The 21,386-nt window shown below is 63.3% G+C and carries 21 protein-coding genes; 10 read left to right on the top strand and 11 right to left on the bottom strand.

What is annotated here, in order from left to right:
• Positions 1 to 31 precede the first annotated feature (31 nt).
• Together boxC and B0G82_RS12315 are read right to left on the bottom strand one after the other, a co-directional pair.
• Positions 32 to 1,702 carry a 2,3-epoxybenzoyl-CoA dihydrolase gene (boxC, locus tag B0G82_RS12320; RefSeq protein WP_121307525.1) on the bottom strand — a complete coding sequence of 557 codons (1,671 nt, stop codon included), beginning with the start codon at positions 1,700 to 1,702 and terminating at the stop codon, positions 32 to 34.
• A gap of 117 nt (positions 1,703 to 1,819) precedes the next feature.
• Positions 1,820 to 2,794 carry a helix-turn-helix transcriptional regulator gene (locus B0G82_RS12315; protein ID WP_121307524.1) on the bottom strand — a complete coding sequence of 325 codons (975 nt, stop codon included), beginning with the start codon at positions 2,792 to 2,794 and terminating at the stop codon, positions 1,820 to 1,822.
• Positions 2,795 to 2,986: 192 nt separating this feature from the next.
• Between B0G82_RS12315 and B0G82_RS12310 the strand changes: the two genes are divergently transcribed.
• From B0G82_RS12310 to B0G82_RS12285, 7 genes are all read left to right on the top strand, one after another.
• A complete protein-coding gene (locus B0G82_RS12310; RefSeq protein WP_121308670.1) occupies positions 2,987 to 3,454 on the top strand; it encodes a DUF4863 family protein in 468 nt (155 codons plus the stop codon).
• An 8-nt stretch (positions 3,455 to 3,462) separates the two neighbouring features.
• The gene (locus B0G82_RS41060; RefSeq protein ID WP_277872792.1) at positions 3,463 to 3,585 is read left to right on the top strand and encodes a hypothetical protein; all 123 of its coding nucleotides are present in this window, start codon (positions 3,463 to 3,465) and stop codon (positions 3,583 to 3,585) included.
• A gap of 62 nt (positions 3,586 to 3,647) precedes the next feature.
• The gene (locus B0G82_RS12305; protein WP_121307523.1) at positions 3,648 to 5,240 is read left to right on the top strand and encodes a benzoate-CoA ligase family protein; all 1,593 of its coding nucleotides are present in this window, start codon (positions 3,648 to 3,650) and stop codon (positions 5,238 to 5,240) included.
• A gap of 8 nt (positions 5,241 to 5,248) precedes the next feature.
• Positions 5,249 to 6,103: an alpha/beta hydrolase gene (locus B0G82_RS12300; protein WP_121307522.1), complete on the top strand. Its 855-nt coding sequence runs from the start codon at positions 5,249 to 5,251 to the stop codon at positions 6,101 to 6,103.
• A gap of 4 nt (positions 6,104 to 6,107) precedes the next feature.
• Positions 6,108 to 6,350: a hypothetical protein gene (locus B0G82_RS40415; protein WP_241974539.1), complete on the top strand. Its 243-nt coding sequence runs from the start codon at positions 6,108 to 6,110 to the stop codon at positions 6,348 to 6,350.
• A gap of 75 nt (positions 6,351 to 6,425) precedes the next feature.
• Complete coding sequence (locus tag B0G82_RS12290) at positions 6,426 to 6,752, top strand: hypothetical protein (RefSeq protein ID WP_121307521.1); 327 nt, start codon at positions 6,426 to 6,428, stop codon at positions 6,750 to 6,752.
• 81 nt (positions 6,753 to 6,833) lie between these two features.
• Positions 6,834 to 8,945, top strand: a complete 2,112-nt coding sequence (locus B0G82_RS12285) for a phospholipase C, phosphocholine-specific (protein WP_121307520.1) — start codon at positions 6,834 to 6,836, stop codon at positions 8,943 to 8,945.
• A gap of 99 nt (positions 8,946 to 9,044) precedes the next feature.
• Here the strand turns inward: B0G82_RS12285 and B0G82_RS12280 are convergent, their stop codons facing one another.
• The 7 genes from B0G82_RS12280 to B0G82_RS12250 form a co-directional block, all read right to left on the bottom strand.
• Positions 9,045 to 10,334, bottom strand: a complete 1,290-nt coding sequence (locus B0G82_RS12280; RefSeq protein WP_121307519.1) for an MSMEG_0569 family flavin-dependent oxidoreductase — start codon at positions 10,332 to 10,334, stop codon at positions 9,045 to 9,047.
• Between the two features lie 26 nt (positions 10,335 to 10,360).
• Positions 10,361 to 10,645 carry an MSMEG_0570 family nitrogen starvation response protein gene (locus B0G82_RS12275; RefSeq protein WP_116117786.1) on the bottom strand — a complete coding sequence of 95 codons (285 nt, stop codon included), beginning with the start codon at positions 10,643 to 10,645 and terminating at the stop codon, positions 10,361 to 10,363.
• Between the two features lie 124 nt (positions 10,646 to 10,769).
• Positions 10,770 to 11,753, bottom strand: a complete 984-nt coding sequence (locus tag B0G82_RS12270) for a sll0787 family AIR synthase-like protein (protein WP_121307518.1) — start codon at positions 11,751 to 11,753, stop codon at positions 10,770 to 10,772.
• Positions 11,750 to 12,361 carry an MSMEG_0567/Sll0786 family nitrogen starvation N-acetyltransferase gene (locus tag B0G82_RS12265; protein WP_121307517.1) on the bottom strand — a complete coding sequence of 204 codons (612 nt, stop codon included), beginning with the start codon at positions 12,359 to 12,361 and terminating at the stop codon, positions 11,750 to 11,752. The genes B0G82_RS12270 and B0G82_RS12265 overlap by 4 nt, the downstream gene beginning before the upstream one ends.
• 2 nt (positions 12,362 to 12,363) lie before the next feature.
• On the bottom strand, positions 12,364 to 13,476 hold the full coding sequence (locus B0G82_RS12260; RefSeq protein WP_199730079.1) for an MSMEG_0568 family radical SAM protein: 1,113 nt from the start codon (positions 13,474 to 13,476) through the stop codon (positions 12,364 to 12,366).
• Positions 13,427 to 14,461: a Nit6803 family nitrilase gene (locus B0G82_RS12255; protein ID WP_121307516.1), complete on the bottom strand. Its 1,035-nt coding sequence runs from the start codon at positions 14,459 to 14,461 to the stop codon at positions 13,427 to 13,429. Before B0G82_RS12255 ends, B0G82_RS12260 begins: the two co-directional genes overlap by 50 nt.
• 30 nt (positions 14,462 to 14,491) lie before the next feature.
• Positions 14,492 to 14,974 carry an MSMEG_0572/Sll0783 family nitrogen starvation response protein gene (locus B0G82_RS12250; RefSeq protein ID WP_012433701.1) on the bottom strand — a complete coding sequence of 161 codons (483 nt, stop codon included), beginning with the start codon at positions 14,972 to 14,974 and terminating at the stop codon, positions 14,492 to 14,494.
• Positions 14,975 to 15,326: 352 nt separating this feature from the next.
• Here B0G82_RS12250 and B0G82_RS12245 point away from each other — a divergent pair, with 352 nt between their 5' ends.
• The 3 genes from B0G82_RS12245 to B0G82_RS12235 all read left to right on the top strand — a co-directional run bounded on the left by B0G82_RS12245 (position 15,327) and on the right by B0G82_RS12235 (position 20,361).
• Positions 15,327 to 16,718, top strand: coding sequence for a PLP-dependent aminotransferase family protein (locus B0G82_RS12245; protein WP_121307515.1), 1,392 nt, complete (start codon positions 15,327 to 15,329; stop codon positions 16,716 to 16,718).
• Between the two features lie 240 nt (positions 16,719 to 16,958).
• Positions 16,959 to 18,758 (top strand): methyl-accepting chemotaxis protein, encoded by a 1,800-nt coding sequence (locus tag B0G82_RS12240; RefSeq protein ID WP_121307514.1) that lies wholly within the window; start codon positions 16,959 to 16,961, stop codon positions 18,756 to 18,758.
• Positions 18,759 to 18,780: 22 nt separating this feature from the next.
• Entirely contained in the window at positions 18,781 to 20,361 is a 1,581-nt protein-coding gene (locus B0G82_RS12235) for a methyl-accepting chemotaxis protein (protein ID WP_121307513.1), read from the top strand.
• Between the two features lie 59 nt (positions 20,362 to 20,420).
• Here the strand turns inward: B0G82_RS12235 and B0G82_RS12230 are convergent, their stop codons facing one another.
• Both B0G82_RS12230 and B0G82_RS12225 read right to left on the bottom strand, forming a co-directional pair.
• Positions 20,421 to 20,801, bottom strand: a complete 381-nt coding sequence (locus B0G82_RS12230; RefSeq protein WP_116139958.1) for a DUF5594 family protein — start codon at positions 20,799 to 20,801, stop codon at positions 20,421 to 20,423.
• Positions 20,802 to 20,934: 133 nt separating this feature from the next.
• Positions 20,935 to 21,285, bottom strand: a complete 351-nt coding sequence (locus B0G82_RS12225) for a ribbon-helix-helix domain-containing protein (protein WP_012433706.1) — start codon at positions 21,283 to 21,285, stop codon at positions 20,935 to 20,937.
• Positions 21,286 to 21,386 lie beyond the last annotated feature (101 nt).

Raw genomic sequence — 21,386 nt, 5'->3', positions numbered from 1 at the left:
ACGCGCACATCAAATGCGTACCCCGCGCGTATCAAACACGCGAGACGTCGAATTGCGCCTTGCTACCCTTGCCGTACACCTTGAGCGCGCCCTTCTCGCCCACTGCGTTCGGCCGGTTGAAAATCCAGTTCTGCCACGCGGTAAGACGCCCGAAAATGCGCGTCTCCATCGTTTCCGGACCATTGAAGCGCAGATTCGCCTCGAGGCCGGTCAATGCATCCGGCGACATCGCGGCGCGTTCTTCGAGCGCGATGCGAATTTCGTCGGCCCAGTCGATGTCGTCGGGCGATGCGGTCACGAGGCCGAGACGCTCGGCTTCGACCGGCTTGATCGGCTGACCGATCAGGGAGCGCACCGCGTCGAGCGGTTCGTCTTCTTCATAGAAACGCCGGCCGAGACGCGACTGATGCGTGACCATCGGATAGAGGCCGAAGTTGACTTCCGAAAGGGTGATGGCCGGCTCTTCCTCTTCATTGCCCGGCAGCGCCGCCATATACGTGCGGTCCGCAGCGAACGCGAGTTCCGCGAACGTGCCGGCAAAGCACGAACCCGGCTCGATCAGCGCGAACAGCGAACGCGACGAAACGTCGATACGTGCAAGCGTGCGACGTAATAGGCCGATGGTCTCGCGCACGAACCAGTGGTCCTTGTGTTGCATGAGCGAGGCATCCGCGGCGAGCAGATTGCGGGCATCGCCTTCGGTTCTGAAGACCCACGTGCCGACCGCCAGTTCGTTGGTGCGCATGCACAGGATCGCGTCGTCGAGTTCGCGGGCGAATTGCAACGGCCACCAGTTCACGCCCGCTGCGACGATCTCATCGATATTCGCGGGCGGTTCGCCTCGCGGCGCCTTGGCGGTGAACGTCGCGATACGTTTCGCACGATCGATCGTGACGTCGAGCGTCCTATAAGTGAGGCCGTCTTCGCGGTCCGTGCGTTCGATACGCGTGAGCACAACGCCTTGCGCGTCGGCGGGACGATCGCTTTGCTCGGCGAGTTCGAGCGCGCGCGCCTGGATCGCCTGATCGAACTGGTTCGGCTTCACGACTTCATCCACGAGACGCCATGCTTTCGCTCGCTCGCCGCGTACGCCTTCGACCACCGTGCAGAAAATGTCGGCGCGGTCGTGCCGCACCTTGCGTTTGTCGGTGACGCGCGTCAGGCCGCCGGTGCCCGGCAGCACGCCGAGCAACGGTACTTCCGGCAGCGACACCGACGACGAGCGGTCGTCCACCAGATAGATTTCGTCGCAGGCCAGAGCGAGTTCATAACCGCCGCCGGCGCACGCGCCGTTCACGGCAGCCAGAAACTTCAGACCCGAATAGCGCGACGAATCTTCCAGGCCGTTGCGCGTCTCGTTGGTGAACTTGCAGAAGTTGACCTTCCACGCGTGTGTCGAGAGGCCCAGCATGAAAATGTTGGCGCCCGAGCAGAACACGCGGTCTTTCAGGCTCGTCAGCACCACGGTCTTCACTTCAGGATGCTCGAAGCGGATGCGCTGTATTGCGTCGTGCAATTCGATATCGACGCCGAGGTCGTACGAATTCAGTTTCAGCTTGTAGCCGTCACGAATGCCGCCGTCCTCGGCGATGTCGATGCCGAGCGTCGCGACGGGGCCGTTGAAGCTCAGCTTCCAGTGCTTGTACTGCGAGGGATCGGTGCGGTAGTCGACCGGCGCGACGGCGGTTTCTGCTGTGGACATGGGGCGTCTCCTGACTGGACGATGCAAATTTGTTTTTTTGAACAATAGTGCATCGTCATACCCATGTAAAGCACTTTAGTGCATGTTTGCTAGTAAACCCTGACGCCGCAGCGCAGGTTAGCTCGCATGCGCTTCGTCGGGCGATTCCGCGGCGAGTCTTGCGGCGAGGCGGTCGCGCAGTTGCAGGTAGGCGTCGGCCAAGGTTTTTTCGCTGGTGTCGAAGGTCATGTCGGCGCGGCCGTACAACTCGGAGCGCCCCGCCAGAATGCGCTTCAGGTCATCCATCGCCTCCTTGTTGCCCGACATCGGCCGCAGATCGCCCTGCGCGACGACGCGGCGCATGTGCTCTTCCGGCGCGGCCTGCAGCCACACCGTATAGCAATGCGACAGCAGCGTATTGAAGGTGCCAGACTCCGACACGAGTCCGCCCGGCGACGCGATCACCGCGCGCTCGTGCTCCTGGATCACGGCCTCCAGCGCACGGTGTTCATAACGCCGGTAGGCGGCCGCGCCGTAAAGCGAATGAATCTCCGAAGGCGGACAGCCGGCCAGTTGCTCGATCACGCGCGTGAGTTCGACGAACGGCACTTTGCGCTCCTGCGCCAGCATTCGCCCGAGCGTCGATTTGCCGGCGCCGCGCAAGCCGATCAACGCAATCCGGTCCTTGCGATGCGGGTCGCGCGGCGCCTGCGCGAACATCTCGGCGAGCGCCACGCGGGCGCGCTGCAAGGCCGCCTGATCGCGTCCCTGGAGCAATTCGCGGATCAGCAGCCATTCGGCGGAAGCCGTGGTTTCGTCGCCGATCACCTCGGCCAGCGAGCAGTTCAAGGTAGCCGCGATCTGCCGAAGCACCAGCACCGACGCATTGCCCACGCCCGATTCCAGATTCGCCAGATGCCGCTCCGACAGACCGGTTTCCGTGGCCAGCGTCTTGCGCGTCATGCCGCGGCGCGCGCGTAGCAGGCGTACGCGGTCGCCCATCGCCGTGAGAAACGGATCGCGCTCGGCGCCGCGCTCCGGCGGCCGTTCGGCACGGGGCGCCTCCTCATCGGATGCGTCGTCAAGAGGTGCCTGAGAGTAATTTTGGTTCATGTTTTGCTGCCTCATAACTGCGATACATGTACTATAGTGCTTGACAGACACCGAGTGAACGGTTAATTTTCGCCAAATATTGATCCAATAACAAACGCTGTCGAGATTTTCGGCGGCGTCACGGAGATGGCGCGACGACTCGCATGCATTAACGTGCGTGTGCCGGTCGGAGGCGCCGATCTGGAGGCTCGCATGTCCCCACATGAATTCCAGCGCCTGATCGCGGGCGTCACTGAGCAACTCGCCGGCCGGCCGCTCGACGATAAGCTGGCGGACTGGCTGAACGAGGCCTACCCGGCCGGCGGCGACGCGTTCCGCGAGCTTGCAGAGGCATGCAAAAGCGGCGTCGCCGAAGGCTGGCTGTGCAACCGCGAAGGCGGCGGCATTCGTTACGGTCGCATCTTCAAGGCGCTGCCCGAGACCCACGGCTTTTCCGTCGACGTCGTCGATATGAAGGATATTGCGGGACCGCACCATGTTCACCCGAACGGCGAGATCGATCTGATCATGCCGCTCACCGCAGGCGCCACCTTCGATGCTCACCCGGCCGGCTGGTGCGTGTACGGGCCAGGCTCCGCGCATCGTCCGACGGTGGCGAACGGCGAGGCGCTGGTGCTGTATCTCCTGCCGCAAGGCGCCATCGAATTCACTCCCGCCTGAGCACCGCCATGACCGAACTCCTGAAGAACCATGTCGCCCGCGAGCGGATCGCCGGCCGCGGCGCGAACGTCACATTCACCGATCCGCTGACGGGCGTTGCGCTCGTGGACCGGGCAAGCACATTAGCCTGACAGCATCGAGCGGATCATGAGCACAGAACAGCCGGACCGCGCCCACCCGATGGAGGAGACACATGGAAGCCCTGTTGGAAAAGGCAGCGAATCAGCCCGCCGCGACAGTCGAAGCGCCGCCCGCGCTATTCAACTTCGCGGCCTACCTGTTTCGACTGAACGAAGCCCGCGCCGCCAAGACCGCCTATATCGACGACACCGCCAGCATCACCTACGCTGAACTCGAAGAGCGCGCGCGGCGCTTTGCAAGCGCGCTGCGCACACTCGGCGTGCATCCCGAAGAGCGCGTGCTGCTCGTGATGCTCGATACCATCGCCCTGCCGGTTGCCTTTCTCGGCGCGCTCTACGCGGGCGTCGTGCCGGTCGTCGCAAACACGCTGCTCACGCCCGCCGACTATGTGTACATGCTCACGCACAGCCACGCGCGCGCGGTGATCGCCTCAGGTGCGCTGATGCAGAACGTGACGCAGGCGCTGGAGTCCGTCGAACACGATGGTTGTCAGTTGATCGTCTCGCAGCCGTGTGAGGGCGAGCCGCTCATCGCGCCGCTGCTCGAAGAATTGATCGACGCCGCCCCACCCGCCGCCAAAGCCGCGGCAACCGGTTGCGACGACATCGCCTTCTGGCTGTATTCGTCGGGCTCGACCGGCAAACCGAAAGGCACCGTCCACACGCATGCGAATCTGTACTGGACCGCCGAGCTTTATGCCAAGCCGATCCTCGGCATCGCCGAAAGCGACGTGGTGTTCTCCGCGGCCAAGTTGTTCTTTGCGTACGGTCTCGGCAATGGCTTGACGTTTCCGCTGTCGGTCGGCGCCACGGCGATCCTGATGGCGGAGCGTCCCACCGCCGACGCGATCTTCACGCGCCTCGTCAAACATCGCCCTACCGTTTTCTACGGCGTGCCCACGCTCTACGCCAACATGCTGGTCTCACCCAACTTGCCCGCACGCGCCGATGTCGCGATGCGCATCTGCACGTCGGCGGGCGAAGCGTTGCCGCGTGAAATCGGCGAGCGTTTCACCGCCCATTTCGGCTGCGAGATTCTCGACGGTATCGGATCGACTGAAATGCTGCACATCTTCCTGTCCAATCGCGCGGGCGCGGTCGAGTACGGGACGACGGGCCGCCCGGTGCCGGGATACGAAGTCGAGTTGCGCGACGATGCCGGTCATGCGGTGGCTGATGGCGAAATCGGCGACCTGTATATCAAAGGGCCGAGCGCCGCCGTGATGTACTGGAACAACCGCGAGAAAACGCGCGCCACCTTTCTCGGCGAATGGATCCGCAGCGGCGACAAGTACTGCCGGCTGGCGAACGGCTGCTATGTCTACGCGGGCCGCAGCGACGACATGCTCAAAGTCAGCGGCCAGTATGTCTCGCCGGTCGAAGTGGAAATGGTGCTGGTCCAGCACGGCGCGGTGCTCGAAGCGGCGGTGGTCGGCGTCGATCACGGCGGCCTCGTCAAGACTCGTGCTTTCGTGGTGTTGAAGCGTGAATTCGCGGCCTCTGAGATACTCGCGGATGAGTTGAAGGCTTTCGTGAAGGACCGGCTCGCGCCGCATAAATATCCGCGCGATATCGTGTTCGTCGACGATTTGCCGAAGACCGCCACCGGAAAAATTCAACGCTTCAAACTGCGCGAGCAGTCATAAGGTGATCTATGCAGAACCCCGCCATTGGCAACGTTGCAGCGACGAGCGCCAGCGAATTCGCTGACTTGCCCGCTTGCGCGTCGCATGGGCCCTTGCGCATCGAGTATCGTTGGCTGAATGACGAGGCCGGCGGCGCGCCGATCGCCGTCTTCCTGCATGAAGGCCTCGGTTCGATCGCGATGTGGCGCGACTGGCCGCAATCGTTATGCGAGCGGCTCGGCATGCGTGGGCTGGTTTATTCGCGGCCTGGCTACGGACTTTCCACGCCGCGTCCGCATGAGGTGAAATGGCCCGTCGATTTCATGACGGCTCAGGCGCGCGACATTCTGCCCGCGTTGCTGGACGCGCTCGATATCGATATGCGCGAACGCCGGCGCATGTGGGTGATCGGCCATAGCGACGGAGGCTCGATCACGTTGCTGTATGCAGCGCTCCATCCTGAAGAATTGGCCGGCGCGGTGGCAATCGCGCCGCATGTCTTCGTCGAAGATATTTCGGTGGAGAGTATCGCCCAGACCAAACAACTCTACGAAACAACGGATCTGCGCGGCAAGCTCGGCCGCTATCACGCGGATGTCGATTCCGCGTTCTATGGCTGGAACGATATCTGGCTGAATCCGGCTTTCAGGCAGTGGTCGATTGCAGAAGAATTGGCGTCGATCCGCAAGCCGTTGCTCGCCGTGCAAGGCCACGACGACAACTACGGCACGATGGCGCAGATCGAGACGATCGCCGCACACGTGCCGCATGCGCAACTGGTCAAGCTCGACGCTTGCGGACACTCGCCGCATCGCGACGCGCCGGGGCCGCTGAACGAAGCCATTGCGGCATTCGTTTCGAGCGCCACGCATTCGGACCATTGAGGTCATGAGCGCGGCGCGTCTTCCCGACGACGCGCCGGGTCATAACGCCATTGCCGGCAAACGCCTCAGATTAACTTTACGCACTGCACACGCGAGGGCAATCTCGCGCTCCGCGGTCGGCGTGGGTTCGCTGCCGGGCAATATTACCGTCGAGATCGAGGCCATCGTCGCCATCGCAGGATTGACGGTCGCGCAATTCTCAACAAATACCCAAATTTCCACATCTTCACAAAAGTTACACAGGTAAGCGACTATTCTTGCGCATCGCTGACCTGGGCACATGGACGCCCTGGCTCATCTTCCCCGTGCCGGAGACATTGCCATGTCTGTTGTGTCGAACCCGTCGATTGCCTTGCATTGCAAACGTTTGGCGGCCGCACTGGTCGCCGTGTCGCTGTGCATGCTGCTCGGCGCATGCGGCAACGACGACGACAAAACCCCGGACACGCGCGCGGTTACGTCTACCGGGAGTCCGGCCAGCGACAGTAACGCCGGCGCCGTGCTGTCGGCGAATCCGTCCTTCGCTTCACCCGCGCCCGCTGCCGTTACGATTCAAACCCTCGCACTACCCGCATCAAGCGCCGACCCGGCATTGTCCGCCGCCGCGTCGACGCCGCTCGCCACACCCGTGATCCATACCGTCGACTGAGTTTCGCGCGTCATGCGGCGCGCGGGCGAGTCTCGTGCGTTGCGTGCATCGTTCCTCCACCGAAGATCGAAAGCCAATACCATGACCTCAAAAAATCGCCGTGATTTTCTGCGCTCCGCCGCGCACGCTGCCGGTTCCGCCACCGCGCTGAGCATGCTGCCGCTGGGCATTCGCAACGCACTCGCCATTCCCGCCAACAACAAGACCGGCACCATTCGCGACGTCGAGCACATTGTCGTGCTGATGCAGGAAAACCGTTCGTTCGACCACTACTTCGGCACGCTCAAGGGCGTGCGCGGTTTTGGCGACACGCGCGCGATCAATCTGCCGAACGGCAAGCCCGTGTGGTATCAGCCGCTCGCGGCGGATGCTGGTTACGTGCTGCCGTTCCGGCCGAGCGCGCCGAATCTGGGTCTGCAATTCCTGCAGGATCTCGCGCACGACTGGACCAGCACGCACGCGGCATGGAACGGCGGCCGCTACGATCAATGGGTGCCCGCCAAAAGCGCCACGACGATGGCCTATTTCACGCGCGAGGACATTCCGTTTCACTACCAACTTGCCGACGCCTTCACCATCTGCGACGCGTACCACTGCTCGCTGATGGGACCGACGGACCCGAACCGCTATTACATGTGGAGCGGCTGGGTCGGTAACGACGGCAGCGGCGGCGGCCCGGTGATCGACAACTCCGAACTCGGCTATGGCTGGTCCACGTACCCCGAAGTGCTGCAGAACGCGGGCATTTCGTGGAAGATCTATCAGGACATCGGCACCGGTCTCGACGCGAACGGCTCGTGGGGCTGGACGCAGAACCCGTACATCGGCAACTACGGCGACAACTCGCTGCTCTACTTCAACCAGTACCGCAACGCGCAGCCCGGCAACCCGCTTTACGACAACGCACGCACCGGCACGAACGCGGCGAAGGGCGACGGCTACTTCGACATTCTCAAGCGCGACGTCCAGAGCAACGCACTGCCGCAAGTGTCGTGGATCGTCGCGCCCGAAGCCTACTCCGAACATCCGAACTGGCCGACGAACTATGGCGCGTGGTACATCGACCAGGTCTTGCAGATTCTCACGTCGAATCCCGAGGTGTGGAGCAAGACGGTGCTGCTGATCAATTACGACGAGAACGACGGCTTCTTCGATCACATGGTGCCGCCGTTCGCACCGTCGTCGAGCGCGAACGGCCTGTCCACCGTCGACACCAGCAACGAAATCTATCCGGGAGACGCGAAGATTACCGCCGCCCCGTACGGCCTCGGACCGCGTGTGCCGATGCTGGTGGTGTCGCCGTGGTCCAAAGGCGGCTACGTGTGCTCGGAGCTGTTCGACCACACGTCGGTGATCCGTTTCATCGAAAAGCGTTTCGGCCACGAGCACAATCTCGGCGAGTCGAACATCACGCCGTGGCGCCGCGCGGTGTGCGGCGATCTGATGTCGGCGTTCAACTTCAGCAATCCGAACGACGCTTTCCCGACACTGCCGGGCACGAGCGGCTACGTGCCGCCGGATCAGAACCGCCATCCGGATTACGTGCCGCTGCCGCCCGCGTTGCAGGCCGTGCCGAAGCAGGAACCCGGCGTACGCCCCGCGCGCGCATTGCCGTACGAATTGTTCGTGCGTGTGCATGGCGAAGGTTCGGCCAACCAGCTCACGATGCGCTTCGTCAATACGGGCCGTACCGGCGCGGTGTTTCTCGTCTACGCCGCTCATAGTCTCGACGCGCCGCGCACCTATACGGTCGAAGCCGGCAAGCGCCTGCAGGACGTATTGCCGCTGAATGCGGACGGCAGTTACGACTTCACCGTGTACGGCCCGAATGGCTTTCTGCGCCGCTTCGCGGGCAAGCCGGTCGCGCGCAACTGGTGGAACGGCTCCGACATAGCGCGTCCTGAAGTCGAGGAAGGTTATGACGTCGCGAACGGCAATCTGCAACTGCGTCTGGAAAACGTGGGCAGCGCGCCTGCCCAGTTCAAGATCGTCAACGCGTACGACCCGAACAACGTGATCCGGCATACGGTGCGCGGCGGCGATACCGACCCGATCTACCTCGATCTGCGCAACGCTCACGGCTGGTACGATCTGGCGATTACGGTCAATACGGATCCGCTGTTCGCGCGGCGATTTTCCGGACACGTGGAAACCGGCAAGAGCAGCATGAGCGATCCGGCGTTGGGCAGCTAAGCCTTAGCCGAACGTATCGGTGAAATACAGCGGCCGCTGCGATGAAAAACGCAGCGGCCTTTTTTCATGCACCATGCCTGGTCACTGCATCGAGCAACGTCACGCGGCGACAGCGGACGATAACGACGCGCGCTCGCGTGCCTTCTCGTGAATCGCCTGCACAATGAACTCCGCATCGCGCGCGACGCCGGAGAAACGCCCCGAGCCCCACGTATGCAGCCACGGCAAGCCGACGAAATACAAGCCGTCGATCGGCGTAATACCGCGCGTATGTGCCGGATAACCGCGACCGTTGAACACGGGTGCATCGAGCCAGCTGAAGTCCGGCGTAAAACCGATGCACCAGATGATCGCGGCAATGCCGCTTGCTTCCAGATCAAGGGTGGTGCGCTCCTGTGACGGACGCCAGACAGGTTCGTACACACCGCCCTTCGGCGCGTCGATACCCCGCTTCTCGATGAAGTTGTCGATGCTCACGTTGATCCGGTTATACGTATCGTCCGCCGCGTCGAGATTGGCCGCGAGCGTGGGCGAGAAATGAAACTGGCCGTCGCGCAGATCGTCGAGGCGGCCGTACAACTCCATGCCTTCGGCGGCGAACTTGCGCAGATCGATATCGCGGCCGCCGTCGCGGCCCGTCACGTAATGATTGGTGTTGTCGCGCACGCCTTCGCGCAACGGATGTTTTTCCACCGGCATGTCGTAGTACTGCATATCGGCCAGCCAATCCACCACGTCGCGGCCACGATAGAAGCGCGCGCAACGCGGCGCCTCACCGACCGCCAGCACCACCTTGCGGCCGGCCAGATGCAAGTCTTCCGCGATCTGCGCGCCGGACTGCCCTGTGCCGACCACCATCACCGCGCCGTCAGGCAGCGCCTGCGGGTTGCGATACGCCGACGATTGCAGTTGCACGATTCGCGCGGGCAAGCGCTCTGCCAGGCGCGGCACGATCGGCGTGTGATAGCCGCCCGAGGCCACCACCACCTGATCCGCGCTGAAATCGCCCCGCGTTGTCGTGATCGCGTAGACGCCGTCGTCGCGCTGTTTGACGCGTTTGACCTCAGTGCGCTCCATCAGCGGCGCATCGACATGCGCAATGAAGCCGTCGAGGTACGCCACGATCTCGTCCTTCTTCATGAAACCGTGTGGATCGTCGCCGCGATACGGATAACCGGGCAGCGCGCATTGCCAGTTAGGCGTGACCAGACAGAACGCGTCCCAGCGCTGCTCGCGCCATGTGTGCGTCACAGTGTTCTTTTCGACGACCAGATGGTCGATGCCGGCCTCTTTGAGGTAATAGCTGACCGACAGTCCCGCCTGACCGCCGCCGATGACGAGCACGCTGTAATGACCCTCGGCGCGCGCGTGATGTGCTGGATTCGACATGATGCGTCCTCTGAAAGAATAAGCGCCTAGCTGAATTCGATAACCTTGACGGTCGCGTCCGGGCGATCGCGAAAGCGCGCCGCGTCGCGCTCGATCTGCGCAAGCTGGTCCATCGCCGCCGAGCAGGCAAAGCCATATTTCTCGCGCACCCGCTCCGACGCGATGCCCAGCGCCTGCCGCGAGCGCGCCACGAAATCCTCCAGCGCGTACGCCTCGCCCGGGATGAAAAAATCGCCGATCACGTGCGAGGGCGAGTAACAGTTCGCTTCGTCGCCATCGGGCCATTGAATGCGAAAGTGCATGACGGGCATTGCTGATCCTCGAATCAATGAGTGGGCACGAACACGGTCGCGTCGTGCCCATGTGTCGTCAAAGGCGTCGCCAGTTCGAGCGTGTGCTGAACGCCGTGACGCGGCTTGACTGTGCACAACGCGTTCATGTCACGTCACCCTCCCCGACAATGAAAGGCTCGCGCTGAAAATCCCACAGCGTTGCAGCGTCCTCTCTGTGATGCACGACAACGTGACTCGCCGCATCGACGGATCCGATCACCGCACACGAGAGAGTGCGCGCATCGAACAGCGCCTGCACGGCATCGACATGCTCGGGTCGCACGGATAGCAGATAGCCGAAACTCGGAAACGCGGTCACCCAGCGTTCCAGCGCCACGGCTTTGGGTTTGGGAATGCGAGCGAGGTCGATCCGCGCTCCTACTCGCGAGCATTCGAGCAACATCAACGCCGTGCCGAGCGTGCCCGCCATGCTGATATCTTTCGCGGCATCGCACAGGCCGCTTTCCGCCAATTGCGGCAGCAGTTCGAGATCGCCGCGCAGACGCTCGGCCGGTGCATCCACCGACGCATTCCAGAACGGATACGGTTCTTCAAAACGGCCGCGCAGATCGACCGCCATCATCAGGCTGTCGCCTGGTTTGGCGTTGAAGCTCGATAGCAACGCCTTGGCGCGGCCGATAATCGATACCGCCAGTTGCGCCGCGTCGCTGCGCGTATTCGTGTGGCCGCCGACAATCGGCACGCCGTACGCGACCGACGCCGCCGCCATGCCCGCCAGCACGTCGTCGGCGGCGCCGATGCCCGGACTCCACAGCGCGTCCACCACCGCCAGCGGCCGTCCGCCCATCGCATAGATATCGCTGACGTTGACCATCACGCTGCTGTAGCCGGCAAACCACGGCATGGCGCTGACAAAATCGCTGACCATGCCTTCGATCGCAAAGAGCAGAAAGCCGTCGCCATCGGCGAGCGCGGCGCAGTCGTCGCCGAGCGCCACGGCTTGCGCGAGATCGCGCGTGCCGCGAGGCAAACGCTTCGCCAGCGCGCCGACCACGTCGACGATATCGGTCTTGTGGCGGAACCCACGACTTTCGCGCAAGCTCCCGACGAGATCGGCGACGCTCATGCCGCACTCCGCGCGGGCTCGAGACGGCGCGAATACACTTGCGCTTGCGTGCGCGTGACGAAGCCGCCAAAGGGCGTCACACACGGCGGATAGCGGTCCAATTGCGCCTGCATCAGATGGTGCGGCCTGCCGAGCAGCGTTTCCTCCGCGAGCACGTCCCAATGCATCGCGCGAAAGAGCGGCACATTCTGGCTCTGCACATGGGCCAAAAACGTCTCACAGCCCAACGCATGCGCGCTGCTCACCGCGAGACGAATCAACGTCGCGCCGATCTTTCCATGCCGACGAAACGCCGCGTGCACGGCGAGGCGCGAACCGAACCACACGTTCTCGTGATCGCGGTGAATCCGCACGGTGCCGACCACCTGCTCCGGCATGCCGCCGAGACAACTGACGGCCACCAGTTGCTGCGCGTGCCGATCGATATCGTCACGATCGTCGGAAACAAAAATGCCTTGCTCGATGCAGAACACCGCGCGCCGCAATTTGAATGCCTCTTCGGCCTCCCAATGCAACGTCGTCCACTTGATGCGGAATTCACTCGGCGCATACGGTGCGGAATCGATGTCACCGTCCAGCGCCTCGCCTGCAATCGCTTCACCGAACATGATCACTCCTCGTACGACGACAACGACGAACACGCGCCGCATTTCCCACAACCGGCCTTGATATCGCTCGAACGCATGGCCGCGGCATTGAGCATGCCGCCAAGCGGCTGCAACACCGACTTCATGAACTCGGGCGTGGGCGCCGGATGATCTTCGAGCGGCGTGCCGCTAATCGGCACGAATGGCACCACGAACGGATAGACGCCCAGCTCGATCAATTCGCGCGACATCGCCAGAATCGCCGCCGCGCTATCGCCGAGCCCCGCAAGAATGTAGGTACTGACCTGGCCGCGTCCGAATACGGCCACGGCGGATTTGAACGCTTCCATGTAGCGCGATAGCGGCACGCTCGCTTTGCCCGGCATGATGCGTTCGCGCAAAGCGGGCGTCACCACTTCGAGATGCATGCCGAGCGTGTCGATGCCGCTCGCTTTCATGCGCGCGAACCAGAGGTCGTCGTCGGGTGGCTCGCATTGCGCCTGGATCGGCAGATCGACCGCGGCCTTGATCGCGAACGCGCTCTCGCACAGAATCTGCGCGCCGCGATCCGGCGTGGGCGGCGTGCCGGTGGTCAGCACCATATGCTTCACGCCGTCGAGCAACACCGCCGCGCGCGCCACTTCCGCGAGTTGCTCCGGTGTCTTGCGCGCAATCGTGCGGCCCGCCGCGAGCGACTGCCCGATTGCGCAGAACTTGCAACTCTTGCGCCGGCTCTCGTAGCGAATGCAGGTTTGCAAGACGGTGGTCGCGAGTACGTCGGCGCTATGCAATGCGGCGATATGCGAGTACGGCACGCCGTCGAGCGTCTGCATGCCGTAGAAACGCGGCGCTTTCGGAAAGCTGATGTTGGCGATTGGGATCGTGCCGCGCAATAGCGCGCTCGAACCGCTCGCATCCGGCGTCTGCGCGACGAAGGGCGAGTGCCACGCGGTGCTCGTATGCACGGGCACCATGATCGTCACGCCATCCACCGTCACCGCCTTGTGATCCGACGGACCCGCACCGCCGCGCCGGCTCGCTGCGCCCGCATCCGGCGACACCAGCCGCAAACCGGTCGACTGCAATTCAGTCATCAATTGCCGGCTCTGCGCCGACAGCGACTCGCTGGCGTTCATCGCATCCTCCTTCGGTTGAATTGAAATCCACGCTCGATGTGACCGGCCATGCCGGCATCGGCGCGACGGTTTCCGCGGGCCGCCGGTTGATCGCGAGGCTCAGCAATTCGGGCCGCGCGTAATGGCCGACCGAATCCATCATGCGTTTGCGCTTGGTGATCAAGGCCATGTCGAGATCGGCGATCACCATGCCTTCGCCCTCGCGCAGCGGTTCGGCGAGATGCTGTCCTTCCGGCGAGACGATCGCGGTATTGCAGCCGCCGCGCAGCGCCTTCTGCAACTTCGTATCCGGCGTTACGGAGGCGATCTGCGCTTCGGTAAGCCATCCCGTTGCATTGACGACGAAGCAGCCCGACTCCAGCGCGTGATGCCGGATCGTCACCTCGATCTGCTCGGCGAAAATCGGCCCCACGAGAGAACCGGGAAACTGGCTGCAATGAATCTCTTCGTGCTGCGTCATCAACGCATAACGCGCGAGCGGGTTGTAATGCTCCCAACAAGCCAGCGCGCCGACACGCCCCACCGCCGTATTCGCCACCGTCAAACCCGCGGCGTCGCCCTGCCCCCAGATCATCCGTTCATGAAACGTCGGGGTGATCTTGCGGCGCTTGAGGACGATCCGGCCATCCACGTCGAAGATCAACTGCGTGTTGTAGAGGCTGCCGTGATCGCGTTCGTTGACGCCGAGCACCACCACCATCCGGTGCAAACGCGCCTGCTCGGCCACCGCCTGCGTCACCGGGCCCGGCACGATCACGGCCTCTTCGTAGAGTTTCATGTGATCGGCGCCGGACACGACCGGCGGCCGCACGAAAGAAAAGTACGGGTAATACGGCACGAAAGTTTCGGGGAACACGATCAGCTGCACGCCCTCGCGCGCGGCTTTCCCGATGGCCTCGCAAACCTTCTCGAGCGTGCCGCCGCTGCGCTCGAAGTCGGGTGCGATCTGAACCGCTGCGGCGCGCACGATACGTTTGTCGGACATGGTGGTCACTTGCCTCTTGTCAAACTGCCGTCAGACCGTCCATGTGTGGATGACCAACGCATTGTCCTTGCGGTGAAGCAACTGGATGTCGAGCACGTCGAGCGGGCTGATCGGCCGGATGCCTTCGATCAGCGAAGCTTCGCCATGGCCATACAGTGCTTGCAGCGCGAAGCGGCATGCGTAGACCTTGCCGCCCTCTTCCATGAACTTCGTCAGTTGTTTGTTGAAGTTCAGATGGCCGGGAAACGCTTCGTCGCCGAGCGTCGGAAAGCCGCGTTGCAAGCCGAGCGTCACGCCCGGCCCATACAGCAGCACCGATGTTTCGAAGCCCTTACGTTGCAGGCGCGTGGCCTGCAGCATATTGACGAAACCGATCGAACCTTCGAACGCGACCGTATGAAACGTGACGAGCGCCTTCTCGCCCGGCTCGGCTTTCACGTCTTCGAAAACTTTCTCCTCATAGTCGACAAGGTAATCGCCTTTCTGATGCAGCGGTTTGTTGACGGCTGGCATGACACTCTCCGATCAGGTTTGCTAAGTAAAAGAGGACGCGCGTTCAAGCTGTGCGCGCTTCTTCCAATGCAACGGCCGTGCCATTGATCGGGCACGCGAATGCGATCAATCAGCAATCAATTCCGTCTCGATTCGAAGTGCGACTCGAAAAAATTTTGGGCGCGAAGGTTGCATATGACTCGGGCATCCGGCGCGAACGCCGTTGCCGCGGCTTTGTCGCACCAGCCATGTGCGATTCGCGCATACCGACGTGTCGGCGTGGTGCAGTCATTCACCACAGTCGATCAATCCGATCATTGATCGCATGCCAATGCTATCAAGTTCTCTCAACGTGAATAGAGACCAGAAACCAATGAGCAGCCCGACACATCACTGGATCAAACGTCTCGCCGACATTCGCAAACCCGCTTATCTGGCGATTCCCGATCTGATCGAAGAAGATCTCGCCACTGGGCGGCTGCGTCCACGCGACCGCTTGCCGGGGCTGCGCGATCTCGCCCTGGAACTCGCGCTGAACTACACGACGGTGGCGCGCGCTTACGCCGAAGCGCGCAAACGTGGCCTGCTCGATTCGCGCGCGGGCAGCGGCACGTTCGTGCGCGGGCGTACAGCCACGTTGCCGCTCGCGGGCGGCAGCAGCATCGAGATGTCGATGAACACGCCCCCCGAGCCGCCCGACTTCGCGATACGCCTGCGCGAATCCGCCGCGCGGCAGATGGCCGATAGCGATCCCTATCAATTGCTGCGTTATCAGGACTTCGGCGGCTCGGTGGCCGACAAGGACGCGGGCGCCGAATGGTTGAGACGCCGCGTGCCGCATTGCGACGCGCAAAACGTGCTGGTGTGCCCCGGCATCCATAGCGCGCTGGTGGCGCTCGTCTCGCAGTTGGCGCGGCCGGGCGGCACCATTTGCCTCGATGCACTCGCCTACCCCGGCATCAAGGCGATCGCCGCGCAACTCGGCGTGCGTTTGCAGGCATTGCCGCGCGATGACGAAGGACCGCTCGCGCACGCCTTCGAGGCGCTCTGCAAGACCGACAAGCCGAGCGCGTTCTATTGCAATCCGACGCTGCAGAATCCGAGCACGCTCACGCTCACGCACAAACGGCGCGAGGCGCTCGCCGACGTGGCGCTGCGCTACAGCGTGCCGATCATCGAAGACGACGCCTACGCGATGCTGCCGCAGAACGCGCCCGACGCGCTCGCGAGTTTCGCGCCCGAACTGACCTATTACGTCACGGGTTTGTCGAAGAGCTTCGGCGCGGGTTTGCGCGTCGCGCATCTGCATGCGCCGACGCCGCGGCAAACGCAGCGGCTAGCCGGCGCATTGCGCGCCACCACCGTGATGGCGAGCCCGTTCACGGTCATGCTCGCGACGCAGTGGATCGTGGACGGCACCGCGGCTGACATGCTCAACGCGATCCGCAACGAGTCGCGCGCTCGCCAGGCCATTGCTTCGCGCATGCTCGAAGCATGGCCTTTCGAAGCGCATCAGGATGGCTTTCATTTGTGGTTGCCGGTGCCGGTGGAAAGCGGCTGGAGCGCATCTGAACTCGCGTTGCAGTTGCGCAATCAGGGCATCGCCGCCGTGGCGGGCGCCGCGTTTTCGACCGACGGCAATCCGCCCAACGCCATGCGCGTCTGCCTCGGCGGATCGAAAACGCGCGATGAATGCGAAGAGGCGCTGCGCATCGTTGCGGAGACACTCGATCATCCGCATCATCTGCACTCTCCGGTGATGTGAAGCGATCCTTGGACGCCTCTAGCCGGCGTTATCGTCATACGAATACGTGCACATTGAAAAAGCCAACGCGCAAGAAAGATTTCGCGCGAACTCGACACGCCGCCCCGCACCGCTCACCCGCCGTTGGTGAGCAATTGAAAGCATTCCCCGCTCAAGTCCCACTAATTGGAGCCGTATACAACGTGTGAGGCCCCCGCCTCACCGACTCCGGTTCACCGCTCACTCCGAAAGACTCCCGACATGTTCACCTCCATTCGCGCGCGCATCGTCGCCCTGTGCGTCGCTATCGTTGTGGTCGCGCTCGCCGCCAACGCGGTTCTCAACTATGTCGTCGCCAACTCGTATAACGCCGATGCCATCGACAGCAGTCTGACTGCGGTCGAAAGCGGTCGCGCAGGCGGCATCGGCGACTGGGTCGCCACCAACAGCCAGATGATCAACTCGCTGCAGGACGCGGTGCTGCAAGCGGATCCGTCCGCCGCGCTGAAGCAGATCGCCGCGGCCGGCAAGTTCACCAACGTGTACGTCGGTTATGCGGACAAGACGGCGAAGTTCTCCGATCCGACCGGCATTCCGCCCGACTACGATCCGACCGGCCGTCCCTGGTACAGGCAGGCCGCGGAAGCGGGCAAGCCGGTGGTCACGCCGCCTTACGTGGACGTGGGCACGGGCAAACTGGTGGTGGCGTTCGCCGCGCCGGTGGTGCGCGACGGCGTGGTGAAAGGGGTGGTGTCCGGCGACGTCGCGATGGACAGCGTGATCGCCAACGTCAAAGCGATTCATCCGACGCCGGCGAGCTTCGGCATGTTGATCGATGCGAGCGGCCATATCGTCGCGCATCCCGATGCGAAACTGACCTTGAAGCCGGTCTCCGATGTGGCGCCGGGGTTGACCGGCGACAAGCTCGCTGCTCTCTTCAGTGCCGACCGTCCGCTTGAAATGGACGTGAACGGCAGCACGAAGCTGCTGCGCGCGCAAGCGATTCCCGGCACCGACTGGTACGCGGTCGTCGCGCTCGACAAAGCCGAAGCGACCGCCGGCATGCGTTCACTGCTGACCGCTTCGGTGATCGCGTTGATCGTGATCGCGGGCATCGCCGCCGCGGTCGTGGCGGCGGTCACTGCCGTGTCGTTCCAGCGTCTGTCGAAAGTGCGCGACGCGATGGATGCCATTGGCTCCGGTGAAGGCGACCTCACGCAACGTCTGCCCGCCGTCGGCAACGACGAAGTCGCGCAGATCGCGCGTTCATTCAACACCTTCATCGACAAACTCAGCCACGTGATGCGCCAGATTCGCGACGCCAGCGAATCGGTGCGTGTGGCCGCGAATGAAATCGCCGCGGGCAACGTCGATCTGTCGGGCCGCACGGAGTCCGCCGCGGCGAGTTTGCAGCAAACCGCGGCGTCGATGGAAGAAATCACCTCGACCGTCACGCAGTCGGCAAGCGCGGCGAAGCAGGCCGACGATACCGCCGTGTCCGCCTCGCAGGTTGCCTCGCGCGGCGGTGTCGTGATCTCCGAAGTGATTGCGACGATGGGCGAGATCCAGCATGCGTCGGTCAAGATCTCCGACATCATTGGCGTGATCGACGGCATTGCGTTTCAGACCAACATCCTCGCGTTGAACGCCGCGGTGGAAGCCGCGCGCGCGGGCGAACAGGGCCGCGGTTTCGCGGTGGTGGCCGGCGAAGTGCGCAGCCTCGCGCAGCGCAGCGCGCAGGCCGCGAAGGAAATCAAGGCGCTGATCGAATCGACAGTGGCGAGCGTGACCTCGGGTTCGGGCCAGGTGCGCCAGGCCGGCGAGACAATGACGGAGATCGTCAGCAACGTCGCCAACGTGACGACCATCATTTCCGAAATCACCCAGGCCGCCAGCGAGCAGACGCGTGGCATTCAGGAAGTGAACCGCGCGGTCAGCCAGCTCGACGAGATGGTTCAACAGAACGCCGCGCTGGTCGAGCAATCCACGGCGGCGGCCGCCGCGCTGCAAAACCAGGCCGTGAGCCTGGCAGGCGCGGTGACGCAATTCAAACTCGATTAAATGCCTTACCTGGGACATCGCAGTGACGTTCTATAGAAATCTGAAGATCGCCGTTAAATTGGCCTTGCTCGGCGCGGTGTTGCTGGCCGCGACGATGATCGTGGGCCTGGAAGGCTGGCATGCGTTGGCAAAAACGCATGCACTGCAAATCGAGTCGGCGCAATCGCTCGCTCACTACGCGCGAGCCGCCGACACGGCGCGCGTTGCGCAGGTCGAGTTCAAGAAGCAGGTGCAGGAATGGAAAGACCTGTTGTTGCGCGGCGCCGATCCCGCCGCGTTCGCCAAATACCGTGACGCCTTCAGCAAGGAAAGCGGCACGACGCAGGCCGCCCTGCTGCGTCTGAAGGATCAGTTGAGCGCATTGGGCGCAAACGTGGACGGCGTCGACAAGGCGCTCGCCACGCACGCTTCGTTGCAGGACACTTACCTCGGTGCGCTCAAGCGCTACGACGCCGCCGATCCGAACACCGCACACGTGGTCGACGCTCTCGTGAAGGGCATCGACCGCGCCCCGACCGCCGCAATCGACGACATCGTCGCTTCCGTCATGCAACAGGCGCAGGATTCCAGCGTGCGCACGAGCGAAGCGGCGGAACGCTCCTATACGATTGCCACGGTGCTGCTGCTGTCGGTCGTGATCGGTTCGCTCGGCGTCTGCGCATTTGCGGTGTGGTTTCTCAGCCGCAGCATCACGCTGCCGGTCAGGCAGGCCGTGGGCGTCGCGCAGGCGGTTGCGGCAGGCGATCTGCGCGCGGACGTGGCCGTGTTGAGCCGCGACGAGACCGGCCTGCTGCTCATCGCGCTCAACGACATGAACCGGCGCTTGCGGCAGATCGTCAGCGAGATTCGTGAAGGCGCAACGACGATTTCGTCGGCCACGCAGGAGATCGCCGCAGGCAACCTCGACCTGTCCGCACGCACTGAACAGCAAGCGGCCTCGCTCGAAGAAACCGCCGCGTCGATGCAGCATTTCACCGACTCGGTTCAGCGCAACGCCGCCAATGCGCGCGAGGCCACCACGCTCGCGCAAACCGCGGCGCAAGCGGCACGCGATGGCGGCGCCGTGATGAGCGACGCGGTGCGCACGATGGGCCAGATCGAAGCGGCGTCCAGGCGCATTGTCGATATCATCGCGGTGGTGGAAGCGATCGCGGCGCAGACCAATATCCTCGCGCTCAACGCCGCAGTCGAAGCGGCCCGTGCCGGCACGCAAGGGCGCGGCTTTGCGGTCGTCGCGAGCGAAGTGCGCAGTCTCGCGCAACGTTCCGCCGATGCCGCGCAGGAGATCAAGGCGCTGATTCGCGAGTCGGTCGCCACGATCGACGCCGGCACGCAGTTGATCAATCACGCGAGCAATACGATGGACGGTGTGGTGGCCAGCGCGGGCAGCGTGACGCGCATCGTCGAATCCATCGCGACGGCAAGCGTCGATCAGGCAGCGGGTATCGCGGAAGTGAACGATGCCGTCACGCAGATGGATCAGGTGACGCAAAGCAACGCGGCGCTCGTCGAGCAGGCGGCTGCCGCAGCCGATGCGGTGCAAAGCAAGGCCTCCGGGCTCGTGCAAAGCGTGAGTTTCTTCAGGCTGGGAGCCGCGGCTTAAGGCTTGGCGCCGTGTGGCGCCCGTAGTTATGCAAGCTTGAAGCGGCGCGCAATGCGCGCTTACGACTCGAAATCGAGTCCGCCGATCAACACCAGAGGATCGGCCTGCGTATGCGAGAGAAAATCCAGTTCGCGCGCATGATTCCAGGCCGCGAGCTTGCGCGGCAGCGCGGCCAGATAGCCGGCGAAACGCGAGGGCCCTTCCGCGCCCATCAGTCGCTCGATTTCGTCGCTGTCCCAGGTCAGATACAGATTCAGCGGATAGGTGTAGTGCCCCATGTCTTCGATGGGCGCTGCGTGAATCCGCACGCGAGTGGGATGCCCATGGCCGCCGTACGGCAGCACTTTGGTCTGCACGGTTGTCGCGAAACAGGCGGCAATCGCCTCGGCAATGCGAGGCGCGAACTCTTCATCGAAACGGGCGGCACTCTCCGGACTCATCCAGGTCTCCAGCTTTGTGCGTGATGAGCCGGCTATCCTAGCACGCGGACGGGCGCGTGCCGGTTGCGTCGCGGCATGTCTGCCTCGTGGCCACGCGCAACCGCGGCAGCGGCTTTGCGTCGGCCCATCCGCCTCAAACCGTCTTCAGAATCCGCGGCTTCGCTTCGTTCACCGCCAATGCGAGTTCAGGCACCGCATCGGGCGCGCCGGCGCCCTTCTCCGTGCGCATCGACAGATAGCGCAAACAGCACACCCGCAAAAACGATGCGAAGTTGGTCGGCATCTCGCCGCGCAAAGCGATCAGTTCGTCGTAGAGCTTCACGGCGAACTGGCTGGTCGTCATGCTTTCGCGCGCGGCGATTTCGTGCAGCACGTCCCAGAACAGATTCTCCAGCCGCACCGTGGTGATCACGCCGTGAATGCGCAACGAGCGCGTGCGCGACTCGTACAGGATCGGATCGGCGTTGATGTATATCCCACACATAACGTTTGCTCCTTAATTACAAGCACGCGCGCCGTGGCGCTTTTCATGCAGCCACGGCACGCCGCCCGTCTTCGTCAACATACGCCGGCATTCGCCGCCCG

Origin of the sequence: Paraburkholderia sp. BL17N1 (assembly GCF_003634175.1) — a bacterium.
Classification (GTDB): domain Bacteria; phylum Pseudomonadota; class Gammaproteobacteria; order Burkholderiales; family Burkholderiaceae; genus Paraburkholderia.
This window is presented reverse-complemented; position numbering and strand designations above follow the sequence as displayed.